The sequence below is a fragment of the Aeromicrobium sp. genome (assembly GCF_025965075.1).
In the GTDB taxonomy this organism is placed as follows: domain Bacteria; phylum Actinomycetota; class Actinomycetes; order Propionibacteriales; family Nocardioidaceae; genus Aeromicrobium.
Window position 1 is genome coordinate 1 of record NZ_JAOPXQ010000272.1, and the last position, 10350, is coordinate 10350.

Here is a 10350-nt window from a genome sequence, read left to right on the forward strand (position 1 = left end):
CGCAGGCGCAGCAGCTCGGGGTGGTCGCGCAGCAGCCCCGCGAGCTCGGCGTCGACGAGGACCCGGCCCGGCCGGGCCAGCGACGTCAGCCGCGACGCCAGGTTGACGGTGGGGCCGAAGACGTCGCCGAGCCGGGCGAGCACCGGCCCGTACGCCGAGCCGACCCGCACCTCCGGGAACCGCTCGTCGGTCTCCGCCCGCTCGACCAGCGCGAGGGCCAGCTCGCCGGCCAGCACCGGGTCGTCGACGGTGTAGAGCACCTCGTCGCCGATCGTCTTGACGACCTGGCCCCCGTGGGCCACGACGAGATCGGTCACGACCCGCTCGAACCACTCGACCATGTCGCCGAGGGCCCGGGTCGTCATCTGTCGGCTGCGGGACGTGTAGCCGACGATGTCGACGAAGCCGACCGTCGACGGGGTCGCCGCCCCGGCGGAGGCCCCGCGCAGCGCCATCCGGCTCGCGGTCGCCAGCAGGTGCCGGCGCCAGATGTAGCCCTGCACCTGCTCGACCATCGGGATGACCTCGGTCAGCACGTCCAGCGGCGGGTCGTCGTCGCCGTCCTGCTCGGTCATCGAGCTCAGCAGCAGCCGGGTCTGCCAGTCGGCGAGCCGGGAGAACGACCGCCCCACCGAGCGGACGAACTGCGGCATCCGCTCGGGCTCGACGACCCCCAGCTCGGTCAGCCGCTGGGTGATCCGCAGCGCCTCGACGTCGGCCGGGGTGAACGCCACCTCGTCCTCGCCCACCGCGGAGAAGCCCAGGTGGCGCCACATCGCGTTGGCGGTCTCGAGGTCGACCCCCGCGGCGGCGGCGACCTGCGTCTGGGTCAGCGACGGCGGCTCGTCGAACAGGTAGGCCGCCGCGACGTCGATCAGCAACGACGGGTCGAAGGCGGACCCGTCCGGGTCGTTGGCTGCCATGGGGAATTCCTCACGTCGTGGTCCCGGGCATCGTAGTCGCTGCCCGCCCGGGACCCGCGCCGATCTCACCTATGCATGTAGTTGCACAGCATCGCGATGCGTACTACGGTGCCGCCATGGCCCTGGAGCACGCGATCCTCGTCTCCCTGGCGGAGAAGTCCGCCTCCGGATATGACCTGGCCCGCCGGTTCGACGCCTCGATCGGGCACTTCTGGAAGGCCAGCCACCAGCAGATCTACAAGGTCCTGGGCCGGATGGAGAGCGACGGCTGGGTCGAGTCCGAGCTCGTCGCGCAGGGCGGCCGGCCCAACAAGAAGGTCTACGTCATCACCCCCGCGGGGCGCGACGAGCTCGCGGTGTGGACCTCCAAGGCCACCCCGATCGAGCACCTGCGCAGCGAGTTCGCGGTCAAGCTCCGGGCGCTGCCGTTCGGCGACGCCGCCGCGATCGTCGACGACGTCCGGGTCCGCCGCCGCGCCCACGAGGAGCGGCTCGCCTACTACGCCGAGAGCGCCGCGCGGTTCTATCCCGACCCGGACGACCTGCGACCGGACGAGATCGGCGGCTGGCTCGTGCTGCGCGGCGGCATCCTCGCGGAGGAGGCCGGCATCGCGTGGTGCGACGAGATCCTTCAGCGGCTGGACGGAGCCGAGCGATGAGCCCGGACGCCCACGACCAGCACGCCCAGGCCGATCAGGACCGCCGCGGTGATCAGCACCGCGTGCACCCAGAGGAACGCCTGCGGGGCGCTGTGCCAGTGCTCGCCGGCCCACGCCCGGTCGTCGTCCACGACGGCCTTCGCGAAGCGCGGCCAGACCACGATGTTGAACACGCCCGCGGCGACGAGGAACCGGGCAGCCGTCTTCGAGATCACGACCCCATCCCATCACAGGAGCACGCATGAACGATTTCCGCGCCGCCGTCGAGGCGGGTGACTACGCCGCGCTCGGCGACCTGCTGGCCGAGGACGTCGTGTTCCGCAGCCCCGTCGCGTTCAAGCCCTACGAGGGCCGGGCCATCGTGGCCGCGATCCTGCGCGGCGTCGGCCGGGTCTTCACCGACTTCCGGTACGTCCGCGAGCTCGAGGACGCCGACGGGCGCGGGTCCGCGCTGGTCTTCGAGACGTACGCCGACGGCGTGAGCCTGCACGGCATCGACCTGATCCGCACGAACGACGCGGGGCTCATCAGCGAGCTGACCGTCATGGTGCGCCCCCTGTCGGCCGCCAACGCCCTCGCCCAGGCGATGGCCGCCCAGTTCCCCCAGATCCAGGCCGAAGCCGTGGCCGACATGACCGGAGAGTGACCACCGTGAACCCGTACCCCCACCTGCTGGAGCCCCTCGACCTCGGCCACACGACGCTGCGCAACCGCGTCATCATGGGCTCGATGCACACGGGCCTGGAGGACCGGGCCAAGCACCTGCCCGAGCTCGCGGCGTACTTCGGCGAGCGCGCCAAGGGCGGTGTGGCGCTGTCGGTGACGGGTGGCTACGCCCCCAACTGGCACGGCTGGCTGCTGCCGTTCGGCTCGCAGATGACGTCCGCGCGCTATGCCGACAAGCACCGCATCGTGACCGACGCGGTGCACGAGCACGACGGCAAGATCGTGATGCAGCTGCTGCACGCCGGCCGCTACGGCTACCACCCGTTCAAGCGGGCGGCCTCGACGATCCAGTCGCCGATCACCCCGTTCGGCAAGCCGCGGGCGATGTCGACCAAGGAGGTCGGGCGGACCGTAGACGACTTCGCGGCGTCGGCCGTGCTGGCCCGCCGGGCCGGCTACGACGGGGTCGAGATCATGGGGTCCGAGGGCTACCTGATCAACCAGATGCTGACCGCGCGGACCAACAACCGTACGGACCGCTGGGGTGGCAGCGCCGAGAACCGGATGCGCTTCCCGGTCGAGATCGTCGAGCGGGTGCGCGAGGCCGTCGGCGACGACTTCATCGTGATGTACCGGATGTCGCTGCTCGACCTGGTCGACAACGCGCAGAGCTGGGAGGAGACCGTCGAGCTCGCCCAGCGGCTCGAGGCCGCCGGCACCTCGATCATCAATACCGGGATCGGCTGGCACGAGGCCCGGGTGCCCACGATCGTGACGTCGGTCCCGCGGGCGGCGTTCGCCTGGGTCACCGGCAAGCTCAAGCCCGAGGTGTCGATCCCCGTCGTCGCGTCCAACCGGATCAACACCCCCGAGGTCGCCGAGGAGATCATCGCCTCGGGCCAGGCCGACCTGGTGTCGATGGCCCGGCCGCTGCTGGCCGACCCGTTCTTCGTGCAGAAGGCCGCCGACAACCGCGGCGACGAGATCAACACCTGCATCGCGTGCAACCAGGCCTGCCTGGACCACACGTTCGTCAACAAGCGGGCGAGCTGCATGGTCAACCCGCGGGCCGCGCACGAGACGACGCTGGTCCTGTCGCCGACCCGGGTGTCGAAGCGGGTCGCGGTCGTCGGCGCCGGGCCCGCGGGGCTCGCCGCGGCGTCCGAGCTGTCGGGGCGCGGCCACACCGTCGAGGTGTTCGAGGCGCTGCCGGAGGTCGGGGGCCAGTTCCGGCTCGCGATGCACATCCCCGGCAAGGAGGAGTTCAAGGAGACGATCCGCTACTACTCCCGCCGCCTGGAGCTCTACGGAGTCACGGTCCTGCTCGGCGTCCGCGCCACGGCCGACGACCTCGCCGACTTCGACGAGGTCGTGATCGCGACGGGCGTCGAGCCGCGGATCCCGTCGATCCCGGGCGTCGACCACGCCTCGGTGGTGTCCTACCAGGATGTCATCCGGGGGACCGCCGCCGTGGGCTCGCGGGTCGCGGTGCTCGGCGCCGGCGGCATCGGCTTCGACGTGTCGGAGTTCCTGCTCCACGAGCCCGACGAGTCGCTGGAGCACTGGAACGCCCGCTGGGGCGTCGTTGACCCGGCGGTCGAGCGTGGCGGGCTGGCCACCAAGGTCGCCGCCCCGCCGAAGCGTGCCGTCACGCTCCTGCAGCGCAAGACCACGCCGCTGGGCAAGGGCCTGGGCAAGACGTCGGGCTGGGTGCACCGGGAGACGCTCAAGGACTCCGGCGTCGAGATGGTCAAGGGCGTGACGTACGACCGCATCGACGACGCCGGCCTGCACATCACGGTCGCGACCGGCAAGGACACCTCGGAGTCCCGGGTGCTCGAGGTCGACACGATCGTCCTGTGCACGGGCCAGGAGTCGGTCCGGGACCTGGTCGATCCGTTGGAGGCCCTGGGCCGGCCCGTCCACGTCATCGGCGGCGCCGACGTCGCCGCCGAGCTCGACGCCAAGCGGGCGATCAAGCAGGCCACGGAGCTCGCCGCCCGGGTCTGACCCGGGGGCGTCGGATTACCACGGTCCCTCGGCAACCTGTCACGTCCCGGGGGATGCTTCCTGCGGTATGCGCAGCGTTGCCAAGGGACCGTGGTAATCCGCACCTCCCCCGGCCGGAGGGAATCGTTGCGGGGTGGAACGGGTTGAACTCTTGACGTGACCGCCTCCACCCCCACCCGCTCCTCCGTCGGGCTCCGCTCCGAGCGCGGACCTGTCCTGCTCGGGGTCATGCTGAGCGTCGGGCTGGTCGCGATCGACGCCACGATCCTGGCGACCGCGGTCCCGTCGGTGGTCGAGGACCTCGGTGGCTTCGCCCAGTTCCCGTGGCTGTTCTCGGTCTACCTGCTGGCCCAGGCGATCTCGGTCCCGCTCTACGGCAAGTTCGCCGACATCGTCGGCCGCAAGCCGATCATGCTGATCGGGATCGCGCTGTTCCTGCTCGGCTCGATCCTGTGCGGGGTCGCATGGAGCATGCTGTCGCTCATCGTGTTCCGCGCGGTCCAGGGTCTCGGCGCCGGGGCCGTCCTGCCGATGAGCATGACGATCATCGGCGACCTCTACTCCGTCGAGGAGCGGTCCAAGGTCCAGGGCTACGTCGCCAGCGTGTGGGGCGCCTCGTCGGTCATCGGCCCGACCCTCGGCGGCGTGTTCTCCGATCACCTGTCGTGGCGCTGGATCTTCTTCGTCAACATCCCGATCGGGCTCGCCGCCGCCGCGATGCTGGTCCGCCGCTTCCACGAGGACGTCACCCGCACCCGCCACACGATCGACTACGCCGGTGCGCTCCTGCTCGCCACGGGCGGGTCGCTGCTGATCCTCGGGCTGCTCGAGGGCGGCGTCGAGTGGGCGTGGGACTCCACCGCGAGCATCGGGGTGCTCGTCGCGGCCGCCGTCCTGCTGGTCGGGTTCGTGCTGGTCGAGCGCCGGGCGGCCGAGCCGATCCTGCCGCTGTGGATCTTCCGCCGCCGGGTCCTCATCGGGGCCAACGCCTCGAGCCTCGTCGTCGGCGTGCTGCTGATCGGCCTGACGTCGTACGTCCCGCTGTACGCCCAGGGCGTCCTCGGCACCGACGCCCTCGTCGCCGGCTTCGCGGTCGCCGCGATGACCCTCGGCTGGCCCCTCGCGGCGGCGCTCGCGGGCCGGTTCTATCTCACGATCGGCTTCCGTGACACCGCGTTCATGGGATCGGCGTTCGTCGTCGCCGGCGCTGCGGTCCTGCTCACGGTCGGCCGGGACAGCTCGGTCCTGCACCTCGCGGCCGGCTGCTTCGTCGTCGGCATCGGCCTGGGCTTCATCGCCTCGCCGGTCCTCGTCGCGGCGCAGTCCTCGGTCGACTGGACGACCCGCGGCGTCGTCACCGGCACCAACATGTTCGGCCGGTCGGTCGGCAGCGCCCTCGGCATCGCGGTGTTCGGTGCGATCGCCAATGCCGCGGTCACCCGCCGGGTCGGTGCCGACCACCCCGATCTCGAGCACCTGTCCGCCGCGGTGCTGGCCCCCTCGATCCACCAGGTGTACGTCGGCGCGGCCGTCGCCGCGGTCGTCATGATCGCCGCCGTCGCGATCATCCCGCGCCGCATCGCCACGACGGACTGAGCCAAAGCGCTGCCGGCACCGGCCCGGCGCGCGTACCCTCCCGGGATGACCATCACCGCGCCCCGGCGCTCCGGCACCGTGCTCGCCTGGCTCATCTACGCGGCGCAGTGGGTCGCCTCGGTGGTGCTCGCGCTGCTGGCGATCACCTCGGTGTTCATGACCGACTCGTGCGGCAGCGTCGCGGACGAGCCCGCGGTCTGCGACACCGGCTACTTCGGGGCGGTCCTGATCGGCTACTGGATCGGACTGGCGGCGCTGCTGGTGCTCGTGCCGATCGGCATCGTGCACGCCTCCCGCCGGGGGCGGTCCACCGCGCTGCGGGCGCTGGCCGGCATCGTCGTGGCCGCCGTCATGACGATCCTCTTCGTCGTGCTGATGACCCGGTGATACTGGGACGGTGACCACCCGCATCGTCCTGCTCCGCGCCGTCAACGTCGGCCCCGCCCAGCTGCCGATGGCGCAGCTGAAGGAGATCGCGACCGAGCTCGGCGCGACGGACCCCCGGACGTACATCGCCTCGGGCAACCTCGTGGCCGACGTCCCCGGCGACGCGGCGGCGTTCGACCGGGCGCTGGAGCGCGCGGTCGAGGAACGGTTCGCCTTCTTCCGCGACGTCATCTAGCGCACCCCCTACGAGGTCCGCGAGGCGCTCGCCGCGCATCCCTTCGAGGTCAGCGAGTCGAAGTACTCCTACGTCTCCTTCCTCGCCGGCACCCCGACCGCCGCGGCGATCGCGAAGGCCGGGACCTACGAGACCGGCGACGACCGGTGGCAGGTCATCGGGCGCGACCTGCACATCCGGTACGCCAACGGTGCCGGCCGGCCCGAGATGAAGAGCGACGCCATCGGCAAGGCGCTCGGCGTGCCCGGCACGGCCCGCAACCTCAACACGGTCCGGAAGCTCATCGAGCTGGCGGGGTGAGTCTGCAATCCCGTGCTCCCACGGCGTCGGTCGTTCGCCGACGGTTGAGCGCCGGAGTCATACTGTCCCCATGATCCCGGTCGTGCAGGTCCTCGGTGACCGCCGTTGGCTGGTCCTGACCGGTGCGGGGGTGTCGACCGACTCCGGCATCCCCGACTATCGCGGCCCGGGCTCGCCGGTCCGGACACCCATGACGTACCAGGAGTTCGTGCGTACGTCCGAGGGTCGGCAGCGCTACTGGGCCCGCGCGCACGTCGGCTGGAGCCGCATGCGGTCCGCGGACCCCAACGCGACGCACCGGGCGCTGGTCGACCTCGAGTCGGCGGGCCGGCTGTCCGGGCTGATCACCCAGAACGTCGACGGGCTCCACGAGCAGGCCGGGCACCGCGAGGTCATCGACCTGCACGGCCGGATCGACCGGGTCGTGTGCCTGGACTGCGGCGAGGTGACACCCCGCGCGGAGCTCCACACCCGGCTGGCGGCGCTCAACCCCGGCTACGAGTCACGGATCGGCGAGAGTGCGCCGGACGGAGACGTCATGCTGGCCGAGACGTCGGACTTCGTGGTCGCGGACTGCGACCGGTGCGGCGGTCGACTCAAGCCGTCTGTGGTGTTCTTCGGCGAGAACGTGCCCAAGGACCGGGTGGCCCGCTGCCACGCCCTGGTCGCGGAGGCCGAGTCGCTGGTGGTCCTGGGGTCGTCGCTGCAGGTCATGTCGGGGCTGCGGTTCGTCCGGGCCGCCCACAAGCGCGGCATCCCGATCGTCATCGTCAACCGTGGCACCACGCGAGGCGACGACCTGGCGACGTTGAAGCTCGACGCCGGCTGCGCCGAGACCTTGACGGAGCTGCTCCCCCGACAGGATGTCGGCACTTCTGGGTGATCTCCCGGCGGAGAACGACCCACAACCGCCGACATCCTCCCGATTCGCGGGGGGCGTGGTCAGCTCAGCTGGCGGAGTCGGACGGTCTCGGGGAGGCCGGCCAGCTCCTTCAGCACGTCGGGGCCGAGCTCGGCGGCGACATCGGTCAGGACGTAGCCGATCTCACCGCGGGTCGACAGCGACTGCGCCTCGATGTTGACGCCGTGCTCGCCGAGCAGGCCGTTGATCGTGGCCAGCACGCCGGGGGCGTTGCGGTGCACGAGCGCCAGGCGGTGCTTGGACGTGTCGGCCGGCAGGTTGATCTCCGGCATGTTGACGCTCAGCGAGGTGCCACCGAAGGAGGCGTACGAGCGCAGCTTCGAGGCGACGAACCGGCCGATGTCCTGCTGCGCCTCCTCGGTCGAGCCGCCGACGTGCGGGGTCAGGATGACGTTGGCGAGCCCCCGCAGGTCGGACTCGAACGGATCGCCCTGTCGCTTGGGCTCGATCGGGAAGACGTCGACCGCAGCACCCGCGATGTGGCCGGACTCGATGTGCTCGCGCAGCGCGACGGTGTCGACCGCGATGCCGCGCGACAGGTTGAGGAACAACGAGCGGGGCTTCATCAGCGCCATCTCCTCGGCGCCGAACAGGCCGGCGTTGCCGGGGCGGCCGTCGACGTGCAGCGTCACGACGTCGGAGATCGCGAGCAGCTCCTCCAGCGTCGAGCAACGCTTGGCGTTGCCGAGGGCGAGCTTGTCGTCGATGTCGAAGAACACGACCGACAGGCCCAGCGCCTCGGCGATGACCGACAGCTGGCTGCCGATGTTGCCGTAGCCGATGATCCCGAGCGTGCGCCCGCGGATCTCGTGGCTGCCGGCGGCGGACTTGTTCCACACGCCGTTGTGCATGTCGGTGGACTTCTCGTGCAGCCGGCGCGCGAGCGAGATGATCTCGGCGATCGCGAGCTCGACGACGCTGCGGGTGTTGGAGTAGGGCGCGTTGAACACCGCGACCCCACGGGCCGTCGTCGCCCTCAGGTCGATCTGGTTGGTCCCGATGCAGAACGCGCCGATCGCCAGCAGGTCCGGCGCGGCGTCCAGGACCTTCTCGGTGATGTACGTCGTGGAGCGGATCCCGAGCAGGTGCACGCCCTGGATCGCCTCGATGAGCTCGTCCTCGCCGAGCGCGCCGTCGCGCGTCTCGACCTGGAAGCCCTTGCCGCGCAGGAACTCCGCACCGTCGGTGTGGATGTTCTCCAGCAGGAGGACGCGGACGTCACCGTCCTCGAGCATCGCGGTGGGGAACGGATCAGTGGTCGTCATGGTCATCATCATCTCGGATGTCTCCAGGTCAGCGGTGGGCGGCTGACGTGGGGCCCAGGCGAACGGTCCCGAATGTCGTGGTGTCGCAGCCGCTCCCCGGTGGTATCCACCTCAACGCCAGTCGCAGCCGATCGCCCCCCATCCTACCGGGCCTGCTGACTCTTCTCGTACGCTCCGGTGAACCGCGAGACGGCCTCGGCCGGGATCTCCTTGTCGAGGTTCGCCAGCCGCACCTGGCCCTGCGCGACGAGCCGGCCGTCCTGGTCGGTCGAGTCCAGGTGCCACAGCTGCTGGCTGCGACCACGGTGGATCGGTGTCGCGGTGACCGTGATGGTGTCGCCGACCTTGGCCTGGCGCAGGAAGTCCGTCGAGTTGTTGGTCCCGACCACGACGCCCTTGCCGTCGAGCCAGATCTGGCCCGCGACGCTGGCGGTCGACTCGTGCACGGCACAGTAGACCCCGCCGTGCGGGATGCCGAACGGCTGCAGGTGCCGCTCGCCGATCGTGAACCGGGCCACGACCTTGTCGGGCCCCGCCTCCACGTGCTCGACACCCAACGTTCCGTCCAGTCCAGGGATCTCACTCATGGGTCCACCCTAGGCGGCGCTTGAACCGTATACCCCCTAGGGGTATGTTTGTGAGCATGACCGAGCATCACCCCACCCCCGGCTACAGCGACGACAAGGTCGCGGTCCTCAAGCGGCTCAAGCGGATCGAGGGCCAGGTCCGCGGCCTGACCCGCATGGTCGAGGACGACACCTACTGCATCGACGTCCTGACCCAGGTCTCCGCGACGACCAAGGCCCTCGAGGCCGTCGCGCTCAAGCTGCTCGACGAGCACCTCGCGCACTGCGTCGTCAACGCCGCCCGCGCGGGCGGCCCGGAGGCCGGCATCAAGGTCAAGGAAGCATCCGACGCCATCGCGCGCCTCGTCCGTTCATGAAAGGGACCGACATGACCACTGACACGTACCGCGTCACCGGCATGACCTGCGCGCACTGCGTCGGGGCCGTCACCGAGGAGCTCAGCGCGCTCGACGGCGTCACGACAGTCTCGGTCGACCTGGTCGCGGGCGGCACCTCGACCGTGACGGTCGAGAGCGCAGCGCCCCTGGACGCCACCACGGTCGCCGGGGCCATCGACGAGGCGGGGTACGCCCTGGCGGGTCCGCGCGACCTGCCGTTGGCATGACCACGCACGACTCGGCGACGCACGACTCGACCACGGTCAAGCTCGACATCGGCGGGATGACCTGCACGTCGTGCGCGACGCGGGTCGAGAAGAAGCTCAACCGGCTCGACGGGGTCTCCGCCTCGGTCAACTACGCCACCGAGAAGGCCACGGTCGACCTCGAGCCCGGCGTCGACGTGCAGTCGCTGATCGACAC

13 protein-coding genes, 1 pseudogene and 1 riboswitch are annotated in these 10350 nt (G+C 70.8%); of the genes and pseudogenes, 10 read left to right on the plus strand and 4 right to left on the minus strand.

What is annotated here, in order from left to right:
* The coding region (locus JWQ91_RS15855; RefSeq protein ID WP_297786363.1) for an adenylate/guanylate cyclase domain-containing protein at positions 1 to 923 on the minus strand (923 nt) is incomplete at its 3' end.
* Between the two features lie 116 nt (positions 924 to 1039).
* Here JWQ91_RS15855 and JWQ91_RS15860 point away from each other — a divergent pair.
* Complete coding sequence (locus JWQ91_RS15860; protein WP_297786366.1) at positions 1040 to 1582, plus strand: PadR family transcriptional regulator; 543 nt, start codon at positions 1040 to 1042, stop codon at positions 1580 to 1582.
* Here the strand turns inward: JWQ91_RS15860 and JWQ91_RS15865 are convergent.
* Positions 1555 to 1797: an SCO4848 family membrane protein gene (locus JWQ91_RS15865; RefSeq protein WP_297786368.1), complete on the minus strand. Its 243-nt coding sequence runs from the start codon at positions 1795 to 1797 to the stop codon at positions 1555 to 1557. The two genes, JWQ91_RS15860 and JWQ91_RS15865, sit on opposite strands and share 28 nt — an antisense overlap.
* A gap of 26 nt (positions 1798 to 1823) precedes the next feature.
* Here JWQ91_RS15865 and JWQ91_RS15870 point away from each other — a divergent pair, with 26 nt between their 5' ends.
* The 6 genes and pseudogenes from JWQ91_RS15870 (at position 1824) to JWQ91_RS15895 (ending at position 7659) form a co-directional block, all read left to right on the plus strand.
* Positions 1824 to 2228, plus strand: a complete 405-nt coding sequence (locus tag JWQ91_RS15870) for a nuclear transport factor 2 family protein (RefSeq protein ID WP_297786370.1) — start codon at positions 1824 to 1826, stop codon at positions 2226 to 2228.
* A 5-nt stretch (positions 2229 to 2233) separates the two neighbouring features.
* The gene (locus JWQ91_RS15875; RefSeq protein ID WP_297786373.1) at positions 2234 to 4258 is read left to right on the plus strand and encodes an NADPH-dependent 2,4-dienoyl-CoA reductase; all 2025 of its coding nucleotides are present in this window, start codon (positions 2234 to 2236) and stop codon (positions 4256 to 4258) included.
* Positions 4259 to 4414: 156 nt separating this feature from the next.
* Positions 4415 to 5854, plus strand: a complete 1440-nt coding sequence (locus JWQ91_RS15880) for an MDR family MFS transporter (protein WP_297786376.1) — start codon at positions 4415 to 4417, stop codon at positions 5852 to 5854.
* 45 nt (positions 5855 to 5899) lie between these two features.
* On the plus strand, positions 5900 to 6241 hold the full coding sequence (locus JWQ91_RS15885; RefSeq protein WP_297786379.1) for a hypothetical protein: 342 nt from the start codon (positions 5900 to 5902) through the stop codon (positions 6239 to 6241).
* A gap of 10 nt (positions 6242 to 6251) precedes the next feature.
* A pseudogene (locus JWQ91_RS15890) lies at positions 6252 to 6635 on the plus strand (DUF1697 domain-containing protein); the annotation flags it as partial.
* 211 nt (positions 6636 to 6846) lie between these two features.
* Positions 6847 to 7659 carry an NAD-dependent protein deacetylase gene (locus JWQ91_RS15895; protein ID WP_297786382.1) on the plus strand — a complete coding sequence of 271 codons (813 nt, stop codon included), beginning with the start codon at positions 6847 to 6849 and terminating at the stop codon, positions 7657 to 7659.
* Between the two features lie 59 nt (positions 7660 to 7718).
* On the opposite strand, the gene serA is transcribed toward JWQ91_RS15895, so the two are convergent.
* On the minus strand, positions 7719 to 8963 hold the full coding sequence (gene serA, locus JWQ91_RS15900; protein ID WP_297786385.1) for a phosphoglycerate dehydrogenase: 1245 nt from the start codon (positions 8961 to 8963) through the stop codon (positions 7719 to 7721).
* 45 nt (positions 8964 to 9008) lie between these two features.
* Positions 9009 to 9098, minus strand: a riboswitch (ZMP/ZTP riboswitch).
* 8 nt (positions 9099 to 9106) lie between these two features.
* Positions 9107 to 9550 carry a PaaI family thioesterase gene (locus tag JWQ91_RS15905; protein ID WP_297786388.1) on the minus strand — a complete coding sequence of 148 codons (444 nt, stop codon included), beginning with the start codon at positions 9548 to 9550 and terminating at the stop codon, positions 9107 to 9109.
* 56 nt (positions 9551 to 9606) lie between these two features.
* Here JWQ91_RS15905 and JWQ91_RS15910 point away from each other — a divergent pair, with 56 nt between their 5' ends.
* The 3 genes from JWQ91_RS15910 to JWQ91_RS15920 all read left to right on the plus strand — a co-directional run.
* Complete coding sequence (locus JWQ91_RS15910; RefSeq protein WP_297786391.1) at positions 9607 to 9906, plus strand: metal-sensitive transcriptional regulator; 300 nt, start codon at positions 9607 to 9609, stop codon at positions 9904 to 9906.
* 11 nt (positions 9907 to 9917) lie between these two features.
* The gene (locus JWQ91_RS15915; RefSeq protein WP_297786394.1) at positions 9918 to 10154 is read left to right on the plus strand and encodes a heavy-metal-associated domain-containing protein; all 237 of its coding nucleotides are present in this window, start codon (positions 9918 to 9920) and stop codon (positions 10152 to 10154) included.
* The coding region (locus JWQ91_RS15920; protein WP_297786397.1) for a heavy metal-associated domain-containing protein at positions 10151 to 10350 on the plus strand (200 nt) is incomplete at its 3' end. The genes JWQ91_RS15915 and JWQ91_RS15920, both read left to right, overlap by 4 nt.